Source organism: Streptomyces sp. NPDC087215 (genome assembly GCF_044744885.1).
GTDB lineage: Bacteria > Actinomycetota > Actinomycetes > Streptomycetales > Streptomycetaceae > Streptomyces.
Window position 1 is genome coordinate 16,451 of sequence record NZ_JBIUZD010000002.1, and the last position, 16,500, is coordinate 32,950.

At 67.6% G+C, this 16,500-nt stretch carries 11 protein-coding genes and 1 pseudogene; all 12 read left to right on the forward strand.

All coding sequences use genetic code 11. The annotated features are described in order from the left end of the window. The first annotated feature begins 20 nt into the window (after nt 1-20). The 12 genes and pseudogenes from ACIO92_RS04795 to ACIO92_RS04850 all read left to right on the forward strand — a co-directional run bounded on the left by ACIO92_RS04795 (nt 21) and on the right by ACIO92_RS04850 (nt 16,470). On the forward strand, nt 21-920 hold the full coding sequence (locus tag ACIO92_RS04795; protein ID WP_402282217.1) for a MazG nucleotide pyrophosphohydrolase domain-containing protein: 900 nt from the start codon (nt 21-23) through the stop codon (nt 918-920). Beyond that, nucleotides 914-1,573 (forward strand): hypothetical protein, encoded by a 660-nt coding sequence (locus tag ACIO92_RS04800; protein ID WP_402282219.1) that lies wholly within the window; start codon nt 914-916, stop codon nt 1,571-1,573. Before ACIO92_RS04795 ends, ACIO92_RS04800 begins: the two co-directional genes overlap by 7 nt. Further along, complete coding sequence (locus ACIO92_RS04805) at nt 1,573-2,310, forward strand: hypothetical protein (protein WP_366440646.1); 738 nt, start codon at nt 1,573-1,575, stop codon at nt 2,308-2,310. Before ACIO92_RS04800 ends, ACIO92_RS04805 begins: the two co-directional genes overlap by 1 nt. Nucleotides 2,311-2,352: 42 nt before the next feature. Then, nucleotides 2,353-3,342 carry an aldo/keto reductase gene (locus tag ACIO92_RS04810; protein ID WP_402282221.1) on the forward strand — a complete coding sequence of 330 codons (990 nt, stop codon included), beginning with the start codon at nt 2,353-2,355 and terminating at the stop codon, nt 3,340-3,342. 256 nt (nt 3,343-3,598) lie between these two features. Continuing rightward, nucleotides 3,599-4,525 carry a phosphotransferase gene (locus tag ACIO92_RS04815; protein WP_402282223.1) on the forward strand — a complete coding sequence of 309 codons (927 nt, stop codon included), beginning with the start codon at nt 3,599-3,601 and terminating at the stop codon, nt 4,523-4,525. Between the two features lie 47 nt (nt 4,526-4,572). Continuing rightward, nucleotides 4,573-5,211, forward strand: coding sequence for an HAD-IB family phosphatase (locus ACIO92_RS04820; protein WP_366440643.1), 639 nt, complete (start codon nt 4,573-4,575; stop codon nt 5,209-5,211). A gap of 118 nt (nt 5,212-5,329) precedes the next feature. Beyond that, nucleotides 5,330-6,511: a nucleotide pyrophosphatase/phosphodiesterase family protein gene (locus ACIO92_RS04825; protein WP_366440642.1), complete on the forward strand. Its 1,182-nt coding sequence runs from the start codon at nt 5,330-5,332 to the stop codon at nt 6,509-6,511. Nucleotides 6,512-6,932: 421 nt separating this feature from the next. After that, a pseudogene (locus ACIO92_RS04830) lies at nt 6,933-7,682 on the forward strand (DUF6928 family protein). A 447-nt stretch (nt 7,683-8,129) separates the two neighbouring features. Beyond that, the gene (locus ACIO92_RS04835; protein ID WP_383780775.1) at nt 8,130-8,669 is read left to right on the forward strand and encodes a DUF4365 domain-containing protein; all 540 of its coding nucleotides are present in this window, start codon (nt 8,130-8,132) and stop codon (nt 8,667-8,669) included. Further along, on the forward strand, nt 8,666-9,844 hold the full coding sequence (locus tag ACIO92_RS04840) for a hypothetical protein (protein WP_383780772.1): 1,179 nt from the start codon (nt 8,666-8,668) through the stop codon (nt 9,842-9,844). The genes ACIO92_RS04835 and ACIO92_RS04840 overlap by 4 nt, the downstream gene beginning before the upstream one ends. Nucleotides 9,845-9,936: 92 nt before the next feature. Then, entirely contained in the window at nt 9,937-13,542 is a 3,606-nt protein-coding gene (locus ACIO92_RS04845) for a helicase-related protein (RefSeq protein ID WP_402282226.1), read from the forward strand. Between the two features lie 150 nt (nt 13,543-13,692). After that, the gene (locus tag ACIO92_RS04850; protein ID WP_402282228.1) at nt 13,693-16,470 is read left to right on the forward strand and encodes a DUF1156 domain-containing protein; all 2,778 of its coding nucleotides are present in this window, start codon (nt 13,693-13,695) and stop codon (nt 16,468-16,470) included. The last annotated feature ends 30 nt before the right edge of the window (nt 16,471-16,500 follow it).

Here is a 16,500-nt window from a genome sequence, read left to right on the forward strand (position 1 = left end):
GCCCGGGGGACCCTCGGCCGGTGTCCGAGCCGAGGGCCTCGGGGCCACCCCGCGCCGCCACCACGGCGTACGCCCCCTTCTCGCCGTACGACGGCGACGTCCCCTGGGGCTCCACCGACCCCGGGGGTCCCGGCGGAGCACGCGACAGCCCCCTGGTCCTCGCCCTGTGTGCCGCGGAATACGCCGATGTCTGCCTCGTGGGCCGGCTGACCGAGGACGAAGGCGGTGACTCCTGCGCGCTGGAGGTCGCCGGTCCGGGGAACGGCGCCCTGCCGCCCGGGGCGCGCCCGGTGGTGGTGCGGGGCACGATGGCCTACGGGGCGGACACGCGGGAAGGCCCCGCCGGGTGGCTGCCGCTGAGCCGGATCGCCGTGCGGGGCGAGGACGGCTCGTCGCGTGATCTGGCCGGGCTCGGCGAGGTGTCACGCGTCGCCGTCCTCGAACGGGCCGGACTCGACGCCCTGACGCTGCTCGCGGGCGAGCGGGGCGAATCCACCGTGCTGGGCGCCGAGCAGCGGCGCCGCGTCCGGGCGGCCGAGGCGGAGGCGCTGGGCCCGCTGGCCAGGGCCTGTGGCGACCTCGCGCGGACGATGGTCGCTCTGCCCGACGACGACCTGCGCGTACTGCGGCGCGTTCAGGAGCGGTGCCGCGATCTCTACGGGCGTCTGGAGCCGGAACGCGCCCTGTCCTGGGCGCTGGAGGAGCTCGGCGAACTGTCGCAGGCGATGCGGCGTGGCGAATCCACCGTACGGTTGGAGGAGGAGCTCGGGCAGGTGCTCGTCTGGGCGCTGTGCCTGGCGAACATCACGCGCACCGATGCCTCCCATGCCTTCGCGAAGGGCTTCGCGGGCGAGCGCGAGCGCCAGCTGCGCAAGTACGGCACCGTCAAGCCCTACCGAAGGGCGGTCCTGCCGTGCTGAGGACAGGTCTGCCCAAGGGGCGCCTGCTGCCCCGGTCGGAGGCCGCCGTCGTCTCCTACGACGAGACGGCCCCGGACGTACCGGCCCATCACCGTTTTCTCCGTATGCCGGACATCCCCGACCTGGTCGCAGAAGGGCTCCTGGACGTGGGGATAGCCGGCGAGGAATGGCTCGTGGACAGCGGCGCGGACGTCGTGCGCGTGGCACCGCTGGGCTGGTACCACGTGCGCATCTGTGCCTTGCGCCTGCCGGGCGGGGCGCCGCCCGCCGGGCCGGTACGGGTCGTCTCCGAGTATCCGCACATCGCGCGCGACTTCGCCCGTGCGCGGTGGGGCGAGGACCATACGGTGCGGACGGTCCGGGGGTCGGTCGAGCACTACCTTCCCGATCTCGCGGACGTCGCCGTCGAGTGCGTCGAGACCGGCGAGTCCATGCGGCGCCGGGGCCTCGTGGCGACGGAGACGCTCTTCAGCGCCGACGTCTGGATGGTCTGCTCCCGGGAAACCGCTCACGACGACGAGGTCATGGACCGGCTGAGGCTCTGGGCCGAGGCCGTCGCCCTGCCCGCTCCGGGCCGCTCCGCCGCCGACGAGCATCTGGTGATTCCCCCCGGGACTCCTGTCCCCACCCCCGCAGGGAAGGTGTTGACCTGATGCCCGCGAGAGCGTTGCGTGATCTCCCGCCCCACCTGCGGCTGCTCGCCTGGCCGGCGCTCAACCGTCTGGGCGCCGTCGACGGCGTCACGGTGTCCGTCCCCCCGGAACTCGCCTCCTCCCCGCCGTCACTGGCCTGTTACAGCGGATCGGTCGGTCTGACGTACCGGGACGACGCCGGTACGGGTGCGGCATGGGACGACGCGCTGACCGCGCCCGAGTCGGCCGACGTGCTCGCGGAACCGCTGCGCCTGGTCAGCACGATGGCCCTGTGGGACGAGGTGATCCGGGAAGAAGGCGTCTACCGGGGCAACATCTATCTGGCCTCGGAGCGTTCCGTGGCCGTCCTTCTGGACACCGCCCACGGCACGGCCCACGGCACGGCCCAGGACACCGCTCCGCGGACCGCGGACCGACTGGCCGAACTCCTGGAACAGCTGCACGCGCTGGAACTGCTCTACCGCTTCCCCGTCGCCTACAAGTTCCGCGGGGCACACGGCCTCGAACGACAGTGCAGGATCAACGGCTGGGGCCGCCTGCTCTTCCGCCTGCTCGACGCCGCGCCCCACGACCCGTACGGCATCCGGACCGCCCGCGCACGGCTGTCGCGGCACGTGCGTACGCACCGGGAGGCCTACCGGCGGGGCGTCGCCGCGGCCTCCGCCGCCGAGGACGCCTCGGGCGCCCGTATCTGGGCGGACATCCACGCCGAACAACCGATACCCGTCCTGATCTGAGCCGTACCGCCCGTACACCGAACGGAGAGGAAGAGTGACGAAGTGATACGCCAGGAGAGGAATCCGGCCGGGCTCTCGGCCATCGGCTTCGGAGCGTGGGAGGCCGGCGGCGGGGGCACCTGGGGCCCCAACGAATCCTCCGACCACGTGATCCGCGCCATCCACACCGCCTTCGACGCGGGCGTGAACTGGATCGACACCGCGGAGGTCTACGGCGGAGGCGGCGGCTCGGAACGCATCATCGGCGAGGCGCTGGTCGGCCGCCCGGAGATCAAGGTGTGCACGAAGGTCGCCCCCGAGCAGGAGGACCACTACAGCGACAAGGGGATGCGCACCGCGCTGGAGGCGTCCCTCACCCGGCTGGGCCGGGACAGGATCGACGTCTACCTCCTCCACTGGCCGGCCGAGACGATTCCGGTGCACCAGCCCTGGCGGACCCTGACCGAACTCAAGGCCGAGGGGCTCGTGGGCGCGATCGGTCTGTCCAACTTCCCGGCCGTCGACGTCCGGGCCTGCGCCGACACCGGCGAGCTGGACTACCTGCAGATCCAGGCCTCGCTGCTGCACCGTGCGGAGCTCGCCGAGTTCGGCCCGCTGTGCGAGCGGTACGGCACCGGTCTGATGGCGTACGGTCCGCTGGCGTACGGCCTGCTCACCGGGGCACTGGGACCGGACACCGAGTTCACCGACTGGCGCGGCGGCGAGGTCGGATCGGACGACTTCTTCTGTGTGGAGAACCACGCCCGATTCTTCGCGCCGGAGGCACGAGCCCGGCACCTCCGCGCCGTGGACGCCCTGCGGTCCGTGGCCGAGGACGACGCCGGTACGCCGCCGGCGCGGATGGCGCTGGCGTGGCTGCTCGCCCGGCCGGAGGTGACCTGCGCCGTGGTCGGCACCCGTAACCCCGTACACGCCGCGGACAATGCCAGGGTGGCCCAGGAGGCCCTGCGCCCCGAGGTCCTCCGTCGCATCGACGAACTGATCGCCGCGGGCGGACCGTTCGATACGGGGGACGAGCCGGCGCGGTCCTGAACGGCCGTGCGACCGGCCACCGGGCCGATCCCGGTGGCCGACCCGTCGGGTCGCCCCCGCCATCCGGTTCGCCGGGCCACCCCGGCCCTCCCTCCACCCGTCCCGCCCGCCGGGCCACCCCGGCCCTCCCTCCACCCGTCCCGCCCGCCGGGCCACCCCGGCCCTCCCTCCACCCGTCCCGCCCGCCGGGCCACCCCGACCCTCCCGCCGAGCGGCCCACGAGAAAGCGACCGCGCCCTTGCGAGGACCTCTGCCGGTGTCCACGGCACGCCGCCTGACGTGGACACAGCTGCCCCCGGGTATCCGGGAGGCCGTCGAACACTGGCTCGGCGCCGCCGTCCTGGCGGCCGAGAGCCAGGACGGCGGCTTCACCGACGGCGTCGCGGCCAGGGCGGAGCTCGGCGACGGCACCAGGGTCTTCGTCAAGGCGCTCGCGGCGGAGCACGAACTGGCCCCCGACTACCGCGCCGAGGCACGGGTCGCGGGGGCCCTGCCCGCAGCCGTGCCCGCGTCCCGGCTCCGGTTCAGCCTGGAGACCGACGACTGGATCGCCCTGGTCTACGACGACGTCGAGGGCCGCCACCCCGACTTCGGCCGCTCCGAGGACCTGGCCGCGGCCCTCACCTGTGTCGAGCGCATGACCTCCGTGCTCACCCCCAACCCCCTGCCCTCGGCGGTCCCCCTCACCACCCCGCTCGGCCCCCTGCTGCGCGGCTGGCGCACGATGCGGGCGGAAGGAGTCCCGGCCGGCCTCGGCCCGTGGTCGGCCCGGAACCTCGACCGCCTCGCCGACCTGGAGAGCCGCTGGGTGGAGGCCACCGAGGGCGACACCCTGCTCCACGCCGACCTGCGCCACGACAACATGCTCCTCACCCCGGACGGGACCGTCCTCGCCGTGGACTGGGCATGGGCCTGTGTCGGCGCCGACTGGGTCGAACTGGTGTATCTGCTGCCCGCGATCGCGGCGGCCGGCCGGGACCCCGAGGAGATCGCGGCCGTCCACCCGCTGACGCGGCGGGCGGACCCGGCGGCCGTCGACGCGTTCCTCTGTGCCCTCGCGGGCTTCTACACCCTCAGTGGCTCCCTGCCTCCACCGTCATGGTCGCCACACATCCGTACCCACGAGGCGTGGTACGGCAGACTGTGCCGCACATGGCTGGCCCGCCGCACCGGCTGGTCCTGACCACGGTGGACCGCCCCTCCCTCACTACCCGTGCCAGGAGTGAACCCTTGATCAGCACGCGCCACCCGGTGATCGCCTTCGACCTCGACGGGACCCTGCTGCGAGGGACGACCACGTCCCTGGTCCTGGCCCAGGCCATGGGGCACCTGCCGGCCGTGGAAGAGCTCGAACGCCTCTACAGCGCCTACCAGATCGACAACTTCGAGTTCGCGAGCCGTGAGGCCGCCCTCTTCACCGGAGCCACTCCCGGGCAGATCCGTGACCATCTGCGCGGGGCTCCGTGGATCACGGGAGTGAAGGAGACGCTCACCGCGCTCTCCGAGGCCGGATGCACGCTTCTCCTGGCCACCCTCGCCTGGCGGTTCGCCGCCGAGGAGCTGGAGTACCGGCCCTGGTTCGCCGCCGTCTCCGGTGCCGGGATGGACGTGGAGGACGGCGCTCTCTCCGGCCGTGTCGCCCAGCACATCGACGAGGACGGCAAGCTCGCCTTCGTCGAGGAATGGTGCCGGTCCCACGACGTGGGACTCCACGAGATCGCGGTCGTCGGCGACTCGCGCTCCGACGTCCCCCTCTTCCGCGCGGCGGGCACCTCGATCGCGCTCAACGCCACCGAGGACGCCCGAGCGGTCGCCGACCACGTGATCGACACCGAGGACCTGCGCGACGTCCTTCCCCTCCTCGGCTGACGACACCCGACCCCGACACCCGACCCCGACACCCGACCCGCACCCGCACCCGCACCCCCACCCGCACCCCCACCCTCCTCGGTCGACCCCCACCCCGCCCTCGAACGAAACGCCGCCGATGCAACCCTCCGCCCTGCTCGACCCGCACGAGGCCCCCGTCCCTGACTACGGCACGAGGTCGCTCTGCGATCTGCTGCCGGCCATCGCCGCGGGTTTCGCCCTCCCCCCGAAGCGCGGCCCCGTCGTCCCGTCCACCGAGCTGAGCCTGGTTCCCGCGGACCGCGTCTGCGTCTTCCTCGTCGACGGGCTCGGCCTCGCCCAGTTGCGTACGCACGCCGCCTACGCACCGTTCCTCGCCTCCCTTCTCGACGGCGGGCAGGCCGACGGGCCGCGGGCGCTGACCGCGGGGTTCCCCTCGACCACGGCCACCTCGCTGGCCTCGTTCGGCACCGGGCTGCCCGCAGGCCGGCACGGCCTCGCCGGCTACACCGTCGCCGTCCCGGGCCGCAACGTCCTCATGAACCAGTTGCGCTGGGAACCATGGACGGAGCCCACCCGCTGGCAGCCGCATCCCACCGTCTTCGGGATGCTGCAAGCCCGCGGGATCCACACCGCGCAGGTCCTGCCGAGCCGCTTCGCGGCCACCGCCCTCACCCGCGTCGCGGTCTCCGGAGGCCGCTTCGTCGCGGTCGACGACGTGGACGGACGGATGGACCGTGCGGCCGCCGAAATGGCCGCGGCTGACCGCTCCCTCGTCTACACGTACCTCAGTGACCTGGACGCGGCGGGTCACCAGGACGGTGTCGACTCCGAGACCTGGCGCGACCAGCTGATCCGCGTCGACCGCCTCGCCCAGCGGCTGGCCAACCGCCTGCCACCCCGCTCCGCCCTCTACATCACGTCCGACCACGGCATGGTCGACATCGCCCCGCGAGACCGGATCGACTACGATCACGAGCGGGCTCTGCGCGACGGCGTCGCACTCCTCGGCGGGGAAGCCCGCGCCCGGCACGTGTACGCGCTTCCCGGGGCCGCCGCCGATGTCCACGCGGCCTGGAGCGAGGCACTGGGCGACCGCATGTGGGTGGCCACGCGCGACGAAGCCGTCGCGGCGGGCTGGTTCGGGCCCCAGGTCGAGGACCGGGTCCGGGGGCGCATCGGCGACGTGGTCGCCGTGGCCCACGGCGACGTCGCGGTGATCGCCACGGAGACCGAACCCGGCGCGAGCACCATGATCGGGCTCCATGGAGCACTGACCGACGCGGAACTCGCCGTACCGCTCCTGCCCGTCCGCCGGTAGCCGAACCAGGTCTCACGCCCCGGGGCCTTGTCCGCTGCCCGCTGCCCGCTGTGGTGAGGCAGGACAGCGGGCGGCGCCAGGACTTCGGGAAGCTCTCGGGAAGACCAGCCGCCAGAGGCCGCCGCCTCCGACCGGTTTCAGCCGGACAGAACCAGCCACCCCGCGCTCTCTCCTCGCGCACCCCCACCTACCGTCGAAAACCGCCCCCGACCAGCAAAAAGACCCTCCCGAAGGAGGGTCTTCCGTCGTGCGCCCCCGGCAGGACTCGAACCTGCGGCCAAGTGCTTAGAAGGCACTTGGTGGGTGGGGGAGTGGGGTGGCTCTGACCTGCGCGGACGTGCCCAGTCGCTGGCCGCTCCCGAAAACTTCGGGCGTTTTCGGGACGGTGGGGCTGTCAGTGGTGCGGGCTAGCGTGCGTCGCATGGGAGCGAAGACGGCGCTACTGGCGTACGCGGACGGTGACGTGGCCTCGGCACTGAAGGCGGCCGGCGAGCCGCAGGCAGAGGGAACGGCGGCGTTGGTCGCCCGGGTCTTCCCGGGCTGGGGGATGGAGTCGACGGAGGGCGACGTCCTGGGCGAATCGACGTACCCGCCGGAGGGCCTCACGTACGCGGCGAGCTTCCCTGGCGTGGACCTGGTCTGCGACCGGCGCCTGATGTTCGACCGCCCGTCGGCGCTCCCGGCACACCTTCTGGAGGCCGCCCCGGGCCGTCGCTTGATCCTGCACGCGATGCACAGCGTCTCGGATTGGCTTGCCTTCGCGGTCTGGGAGGAGGGTTGCCTCCGCCGCTCGTTGAGCCTCTCGCCAGGCGGCGGCATCGTGGAGAACATCGGTGACCCGTTCCCCTTCGAGATGCCCTATTAGGCAGGTAACCGGCCTGTGGAGTCTGACCCGGAGTGGGGCGAGGAGCCGTACGCATTGCCGTTCCACCCTCTGGAACTGGGCAACGAAGCCCTTCGAGCCCTCTTCGGCTTCCTCCTGGAAGGCCGACCCTTGCCCGAGGACGTTGACCCGGACGAGGTCCCGCTGCTCGGCTTCGGCCTCACGGACCCGGACGCCCCCCGCCGAGCCCAGGAGCGGGCCGAGCTCGAAGAGGCGTCAAGACGAATGGAGCGCACGGCGTACTTCCTCGGCCCAGACGGCACATGGCGTGAGGGCTCCCCTAGCTGACCGGCTTCCGGCCGAGCGGCAACGGCGCGCGATGACCTCAAGCACCGCCGCCGTTGTCCTCCAACGACTCTTCCATGCGGGAATCAGACGTTGATGCACCTGGATTTCGGGCCTTCGGGCAGTGCTGGTCAGCGCGGGTCTCGGCCTTTCCCAATACATCCGGGCTGGCACCCCGTAGCTCTCGCGTCACGAGGATGGCGTCCAGGACCCACACGATCGATCGCGCCATTGCGCTCTCCCGCCAGATGACGTCACCCTTGGCTGCCGCCAACGCCGTAATCGGCCCATCCGAGGAACTGTCACTGAGTGTGGCTTCCTGGACACGGCTTCGTTCACTACGATCACCGAAGGGTACGGCTGTGACGTTCCACAACAGCCGGATCTTGCGCGTGGCAAGCTCGGTGCACGCGGGTGAAGACGACCACGGCAGGGCGGGGCTGACTCTGGATGGCATTGAACCGCGAGGTCCATCAGGGCCGCTACGGTGAGGTGTTCTTCCAGGCAGTCGTTACTGCCGCGGGGATGACCGCCCAGAAGTTAAACGAAGACGACTACATGATGGACTTCCTCGTCGGGCATCCTGGACCACTTGGCCGGCTGAAGAACCCCATGATCGGCGTGCAAGTGAAGTGCACCCGGAAGGCGCGAGTAAGTCACTCGACGGTCACGCACAACATGAAGAGCAAGTACTACAACGAACTTGCGAAGCCCGCATCCGAGTGGGCGCTTCCCACGTTCTTGGTGGTCGTCCTGGTGCCCGATGATGCCGACGTCTGGATGGACGCATCGGACGAGCGACTGGCTCTGCACAGAGCGGCTTACTGGACGTGTCTCCACGACCAGCCGCAGCGTCGGGACCTCAAGGAGGACTCCCCGGTCACGGTGTCAGTGCCGCGTGAGAATCTGCTCAGCAAGGATGCTCTTCTGCAGATGTTTGCTGTGGCGGATCAACTGCGCGTGCAGGGGCGGGGGGTGCAGGTTCGATGACACAGAAACAACTACCAGAACAGGTTCTGCTCTCTCTGAGCCCTGAGCTGCTCCGTCGCTACCTGGACGCACAAGGCTGGTACCTGGCAGACGATCAGCAACGCGCTGAGATCTGGGCTACGCAACTGTCCGACGGAGTCATGGATGTCCTACTCCCCAAGGACCCACGCCTCACTGACTACGTACGGCAACTGCGCTATCTGTTCGACACCTTGGCCATCGTTGAGGACCGAGAGTCAGCCACTATCCTCCGAGACATCGGACAGAACCAAACCGATGTGCACTACGTGCGGCTCCTGCCCGAGGGTCTCGCCCCGGGCACGGTCTGGCTCTCTGAAGGGAGCCGTGCGGTGGCTAGCCTGCGAGATCTGTTCGTCAGTGCCACGTACCGAGCAACCACCTGGCTCGCAGACCAAAAACCGCGGCCAGTTGAGCCCGGCCGTAAGCCGAATCAGGTATACGAGTTCCTCAGCCGTCGAGTTCTCCTTGGGCTGGCCCAGCCAGGCAGCTACATCCTGACCGCCGAGGTTCCGTTGAACACCGGGGTTCCGGAGCAGCTACCTCTCGACGCACAGGGCCGCTACGGCGGAATCCCACTTGCCCGGCGAGTATCGACCGCCTTCTACGACGGGGCTGCTGCCGCACGCACTGCTGCCGAACACGCGGTGATCAACCCCGGTGACCTCTCGGCGTTCGCCGAGTACGCCGAACGCGGTCTGTCAGCGAACGTCTGTGAAGCGCTCGCTGAACTCTCATCCCACGGAAAGGTGCCTTTTGAACTGCGGGCCGCGTGGGCGAGCAGCCTGCCCATGGAGCAGTCTTCGGGGATCCTCAGGTTCCAACCCGAGCTCATCGAGCAGCTACAGCTTGGCGCGGAATACCTCCGCGACCGTTTCGGGCGGCAGGGGGTGTCCGTGCGAGGGTTCGTAACCAAGATGGAGCGTGTTCCAACCACCGGGCCGGGTTCGGTGATTCTGTTGGGTCGGCCAGAAGACCAGCCTGCCAGTCGCGCGATGAGGGTCCACGTCGAGCTGACCGCTCCGGATTACGACCGTGCCGGCCGAGCACACCTGGATGGGCAGGAGATACTCGTCCAGGGTGACCTGGAGCGCTCCGGTAATCGCTGGAACCTCGTTCGCGTCCAAAGCTGCACTGTCGAAGAAATCAGAGACTGAGAAGCCTCAACGTATGTTTCCTGCAGCCGCCCGCCTCCACCGTCCGGCAGAGATTAGGGTTGATCACGGCACGTCCATGGCAGGGAGGCGGCATGTCCATTAACGGAGGTGATGCCGGTAGCCCACAGCCTGTGGCCCCAGGCGTCTATCCGGTCGGGGTACGGCTGGAGGAACTGACTTCGGGGGCACGGATCAGTGGTCTGACCGCTTCGGGTCCCGTCACTGTCGTGCGAGCGGACTGGCGTGGCAGCAGCGCGATGGAGATCGTCTACCGAGACGATTCCGGCGGCTTCGGCAGCGTGTTTCTGTATCGGGAACACGAAGCTAACCTCACCCTGCATGCACCCACCACCCGCACCGGATTTGCTGGCGACCCTGCTGTCTTCCGCCTCGCGGCAGAAGCGTTGAGGCTCCGCATGGCAGGTCTCTTCGACCCAATGCTGGCCGTCACCACATCCGACCTCGAAGCATTGCCCCACCAGATCCGCGCCGTATACGGCGAACTGCTGCCGCGTACACCGCTGCGTTTCCTGCTCGCCGACGACCCTGGCGCTGGCAAGACCATTATGGCCGGGCTCTATGTGAAGGAACTGCTGCTCCGCGGTGACTTGGAGCGCTGCCTGATCGTTGCCCCCGGCTCGCTTGTCGAACAGTGGCAAGACGAATTGCTCGGCAAGTTCGGGCTGCGGTTCGAAGTGCTCACCCGTTCCCTCGTCGACTCGACTCCCGACAGCAGCGTCTTCGAGCACCATCCCCGGCTGATTGCACGCATGGATCAGCTGTCCCGGTCGGAAGAGCTCCTGGAACAGCTCCACGACACGGACTGGGACCTGGTAGTGGTGGACGAAGCCCACCGCATGTCTGCGCGCTGGTTCGGCAACGAGCTCAAGACCACCCGGCGCTACCAGCTCGGCCAGCTACTGGGCCGCATCGCCCGCCATCTCCTATTGATGACCGCGACCCCCCACGCTGGTAGGGAAGACGACTTCCAGCTCTTCCTCGCTCTGCTCGATTCAGACCGATTCGAAGGAAGGTACCGGGAGGGAGTCCACACGCTCGACACGGGCGGGCTGATGCGTCGCATGGTCAAGGAGGATCTCCTCACCTTTGAGGGCAAGCCGCTCTTCCCCGAGCGCCGTGCCTACACCGTCCCGTACGAACTGTCCCCTGCCGAGCACCAGCTGTACGAGGCTGTCACTCAATACGTCCGCAACGAGATGAACCGCGCAGACAGGCTGCGGGCGGCTGGTGATGGGCGCCGAGGCAATACCGTCGGCTTCGCTCTCACCGTTCTCCAGCGCCGTCTGGCCTCCAGCCCCGAGGCGATTCTGCGGTCTCTGGAGCGGCGCCGCGAACGCTTGGTCCATCGCCACCAGGAAATGTTGGCGGGTCCGGCCGGGCGTGCCCGTTCGGAAGATCCTGAGCTCACCCATCGCCTGAGTGTGATGAATGGCGACGACGACTGGCAGGAACGTCTCGACGACCTAGATGGCAACGAACTCGAGGAACTGGAAGAAGAGGTTCTGGACGCAGCCACCGCGGCCCGGACCGCCGCCGAGCTCACCGTGGAGATCAACCAGCTTGGTGAGCTGGTCCGGCTAGCCTCACAGGTCCGGCTCTCCGGAACCGACCGCAAGTGGAGCGAGCTACGCACCCTGCTACAGGACCGGGATGAGATCCGTGACCACGACGGCAATCCTCGCAAGATCATCATTTTCACTGAGCACCGGGATACCCTCAGCTATCTTGTTGAGCGCATCCGCAGCTTGCTCGGCCAGAACGAGGCGGTCCAGCTGATCCACGGTGGCGTACGACGCGAGGAGCGCCGCCGCGTCCAGGAGCTGTTCACCCAAGAGCGCGATGTGCGTGTCCTCGTGGCCACGGACGCCGCCGGCGAAGGTCTCAACCTGCAGCGCGCTCATCTGATGGTCAACTATGACCTGCCTTGGAATCCAAATCGGATTGAGCAGCGCTTCGGCCGCATCCACCGTATCGGCCAGACCGAGGTGTGCCACCTGTGGAATCTCGTCGCTGCTGGCACGCGTGAGGGTGCCGTCTTCCAGCGCCTCCTGGACAAGATCGAACACCAGCGCCGCGCCTACCGCGGACAGGTCTTTGACGTGCTCGGGGAAGCCTTCGAGGAGCAGCCACTGCATCGGCTACTCATGGAAGCCATCCGGTACGGCGATCAGCCCGGGGTTCGGGCCCGCCTGGACGAGGTCATCGACCACACCGTCGGTGAAGGGCTCGACAAGCTACTCGCCGAGCGGGCCCTTCACAGCGATCTACTGGGTGAAGCCGAGGTGGCCGAGACCCGGCTGCGGCTGGAAGAGGCTCGTGCCCGGCGGCTTCAGCCTCACTATGTCGAGGCATTCTTCCGGGCGGCATTTGCAGAATTCGGTGGTCGGCTGGCGAAGCGGGAATCCGGCCGGTTTGAGATCACGAATGTACCGGCCGTGCTGCTGAACCGTTCGCCGCACCGTGCGCTTGCGGCCCCAGTGCTGCGTCGGTACGACCGAGTCGTCTTCGATCGAGAACTGATCCGTAAGCGAGGCCGCGCGGAGGCGGCCCTGCTCGCCCCGGGGCACCCTCTAATGGACGCAGTCGTCGATGTCACGGTCGACCGGCACGCGGCTGTCCTCAAGGCCGGAAGCGTCCTCATCGACCGCGCCGACCCTGGCCAGACCCCGCGCCTACTCGTCGCGCTCACACAGGAGATCACCGACGGACACCATCAGGCGAGAGTCGTCAGTAAACGCTTCGACTTTGTCGAGCTCACCTCCGACGGTTCGGCGATCCCTGCGGGCCCGGCCCCCTACCTGGACTACGACCCCCCAACGGAAGACGAAGCAGACCCAGTGGCGGAGGAGGCCGCCCGGTTCGCCGGCCAGCCGTGGCTGGCCGACGGGCTGGAGGAATCGGCCATCGCCTGGGCCGCCGACCATGCGGTCCACGAACATCTCCGGTCTGTACGAGATCGGATCGTGCCCGATATCCACCGTATCCGTGAACAGGTACGACAGCGCCTTACCCAGGAGATCGACTTTTGGTATGCCCGCCACCTCGAGCTTCTCGACGCACAGAGCCAGGGGCGCAAGCTGAAGCTGCGCCCCGAGACAGCGCTGCGCCGCGCGGGCGACCTGGAAGAACGGCTGAAACGACGGCTGAAGGAGCTGGACCTCGACGAACGTCTCCTGCCGCGTCCGCCCCGCGTGGCGGGCGGGGCTCTGGTGCTACCCCAGGGACTCGTCGATCGCCTGCTCGGCCACTGCCCCGACTCAGCAGCGGTCGCTGCTGCCACGCGTGATACGGCTACCGTCGAGCGTCGAGCCGTCACGGCGGTGATCGACGCCGAGCGGAGGCTTGGCCGCCAGCCCGAAGAGATGCCGCCCAACAACAAGGGCTTCGACATCCGGTCCTGGACAGGAGACGGGAAGGGTCTCCTGCACCTGGAGGTAAAGGGACGGATCGTTGGAGCGCAGGACTTCACCGTCACTCGCAACGAGGTGCTGCACGCGAAGAACGTTGGCGATCAGTACCGGCTTGCCCTGGTGTCAGTCTCGCCGGACGGGCCAGAATACGATGAGGTGCGGTATCTGACCCAGCCCTTCCGTGAGACGAATACAGACGACTTCAACGTGACCAAGTTCGTCTTCCACTGGAAGCGCATGTGGGAGCAGGGCGTACGCCCCCATTGACCCGTGTCATACCAGGGGCGGTGCGGGATAAGCCGAGGGTGGGACGCTTGTCAGCGGCACAGGCCATACTGGATGACTGAGCTGATCGTTCTGCACAAGGACCCAGCCGCCCCGCATCACCCGCCTTGCCCGAAGAGAAGAGCGACCCGCATGACGACCACGCCCAAGCGCAAACTGATCGAGGTTGCGCTGCCGCTGGAAGCGATCAACCGCGAATCCGCGCGGGAGAAGTCCATCCGGCACGGGCACCCGTCGACCCTCCACCTGTGGTGGGCCCGTCGCCCACTCGCCGCGTGTCGCGCGGTGCTCTTCGCCCAGCTCGTGGACGACCCTTCCTCTCACCCGGACAAGTTTCCGACCGAAGAGGCGGTCGTTGCCGAGCGGCAGCGGCTGTTTCGCCTCATTGAGCGCCTTGTGGTGTGGGAGAACGTCAATGACGAAGCGCTGCTGCGCACGGCCCATGAGGAGATCCTCAGGTCCACCGACGGCAACCCCCCGCCGATCCTGGACCCCTTTGCGGGGGGAGGGTCCATCCCGCTTGAGGCCCAGCGACTGGGCCTCGAGGCCCGCGCTTCGGACCTCAACCCGGTACCGGTCCTGATCAACAAGGCCCTGATTGAGATCCCCCCGAAGTGGGCCGGCCAGCCGCCAGTGTTTCCCGGAGCTGCTGAGGAGAAGCTCAGCAAGGACGGCCGGGCCGAAGGAATGTGGCTGAAGGCCACGGGCTTGGCAGAAGACATCCGCCGCTATGGCGAGTGGATGCGCGACGAGGCTTTGAAGCGGATCGGCCACCTGTATCCGAAAGCCAAACTGGACGACGGCAGCGAAGCCAACGTCATCGCGTGGATCTGGGCGCGAACCGTCCAGTGCCCGAACCCTGCTTGCGGTATCCAGATGCCGCTAGTTAAGTCCTGGTGGCTCGGAAAGAAGAAGGGCAAGGAAGCGTACGTCGTCCCGCGAGTCGAAGACGGCCGCGTCATCTTCGCGATCAGCCACGACATTAAGCAGGCCCCGAGGAAGGACGCGGATGGCACGGTGCAACGCACGGGCGCCGTATGCATTGGGTGCGGGGACTCGGCACCGCTGGCATACATTCGCTCAGAGGGTAAAGCGGGTCGGATCGAGCACCAGATGATGGCGATCGCAGCCGAGGGTAAGCGGCGCAGGGTCTATCTTCCGCCGAACGCTGAACATGAGCAGTGCGCACAGGTGCCGCAACCGGAGGACATCCCTGATTCAGAACTGCCCAAGGCGGCGCTGGGTTTCCGGGTCCAGGGCTATGGCATGACTCGCCACGCAGATCTCTTCACCAATCGGCAACTCACCGCTCTCACCACAATCAGTGACCTAGTTCTGGAAGCGCGAGATCGCGTATTGCGTGATGCCCGGTCTTCAGTTAATTCCGCCTCGGAGGAGTATGCGGATGCCGTGGCCACCTACCTTGGAATGGCATTTAGTAGAATCACTGCATCCCTGACGAATCTTAATATCTGGAACCCGGCGCCGAGTAAAGAGGGAGTCGGCGGTCTTTTTAAGCTCCAAGCGATTCCAATGGGCTGGGATTTTGCAGAGTCAAACTGCTTCCAGCCAGGCCCGGCCGAGATTCTCACCAGCGCTAACTGGGTGTCTCGCGTTGTCGATTCACTCCCCAGCGGTAGTGGGAGAGTGGAGCAGGTCAATGCAGCTAATCGCAGCTACTCCGGCCTGCTTGTATCGACCGACCCGCCGTACTATGACAATGTCGGCTATGCGGACCTGGCTGACTTCTACTATGTGTGGCTTCGGCGGAGTCTGCGGCATATCCATCCAGATCACCTGAGCACCCTGCTCACCCCGAAGAGTGAGGAGCTGATCGCGGATCCCTTCCGTCATGGAAGCGATGCCCGCGCTGAAGAATTCTTCGAGAATGGTTTCGTTAACGTATTTACTAACCTCCGCAAGGACGCCGACCATCGGGCCCCAATTTCCGTCTACTACGCCTTCAGGCAGTCTGAAACGGACCATGAAGGGGAAGCCTCCACTGGCTGGGAGACCCTACTTGAGGGAATGATCCGATCGGGCTGGACTGTGACAGGTACATGGCCTATGCGGACTGAGCGCTCGGGGCGAACTCGCCACATTGCAAGTAATGCACTTGCATCATCAATTGTGCTCGCTTGTCGGCCTCGCCATGAAGATGCAGGAACAATCACGCGCCGGTCGTTCTTGGCGGCACTCAAGGACGAGATGCCGGAGAAGCTCGGCGAACTCCAGCAAGGTGCAATCGCTCCGGTCGACCTTGCGCAAGCGGCTATTGGTCCCGGGATGGCTGTCTTCTCCCGCTACGCCCAAGTGTTGGAGTCTGACGGCAAACCGATGAGCGTGCGTACTGCACTCATCCTCATCAATCAGACCCTCGACGAGGTCCTGTCGGAGCAGGAAGGCGACTTCGACTCCGACACTCGATTCTGCGTGCAATGGTTCAAGAACTTTGGCTGGGCCGAGGGCTCCTTCGGCGACGCCGATAATCTAGCCCGTGGCCGCAACACCTCTGTCGAGGGAGTCCAGCGCGGTGGTGTCTTCCGAGCTGTTGCCGGCAAGGCGAAACTGCTGCCTTTCTCTGAGCTGCCCTCCGATTGGCACCCCGAGACCGACGAGCGCATCAGCCTCTGGGAAGTCGTCCTGCACCTTGCGAAGGCTCTGGACGAGGAAGGCGGCGACTCCGCAGCCCGACTCATGGCCGCCGCCCGCCCCCGCGTTGACATGGACGTTGCCCAAGAGCTGGCGTATCTACTTTTCGCCATCTGCGAGAAACGCGGCCTATCCCAGGATGCGATCCTCTTCAACGGCCTCGGACAGTCCTGGTCCGATCTGACGGCTATTGCGCGCAAGCAAGCGGCCTCGGCTCCGAAGCTGATTCAGGACGGGTTCACGTTCGACGAGGACTAGCAGCCGCGGGACGTAGCACGATAGAGATCA

Coding starts and splice junctions, on each gene's coding strand:
- ACIO92_RS04850 (WP_402282228.1), top strand. CDS start 13,693: ATGACGACCACGCCCAAGCGCAAACTGATCGAGGTTGCGCTGCCGCTG.
- ACIO92_RS04845 (WP_402282226.1), top strand. CDS start 9,937: ATGTCCATTAACGGAGGTGATGCCGGTAGCCCACAGCCTGTGGCCCCA.
- ACIO92_RS04840 (WP_383780772.1), top strand. CDS start 8,666: ATGACACAGAAACAACTACCAGAACAGGTTCTGCTCTCTCTGAGCCCT.
- ACIO92_RS04805 (WP_366440646.1), top strand. CDS start 1,573: ATGCCCGCGAGAGCGTTGCGTGATCTCCCGCCCCACCTGCGGCTGCTC.
- ACIO92_RS04835 (WP_383780775.1), top strand. CDS start 8,130: ATGGCATTGAACCGCGAGGTCCATCAGGGCCGCTACGGTGAGGTGTTC.
- ACIO92_RS04825 (WP_366440642.1), top strand. CDS start 5,330: ATGCAACCCTCCGCCCTGCTCGACCCGCACGAGGCCCCCGTCCCTGAC.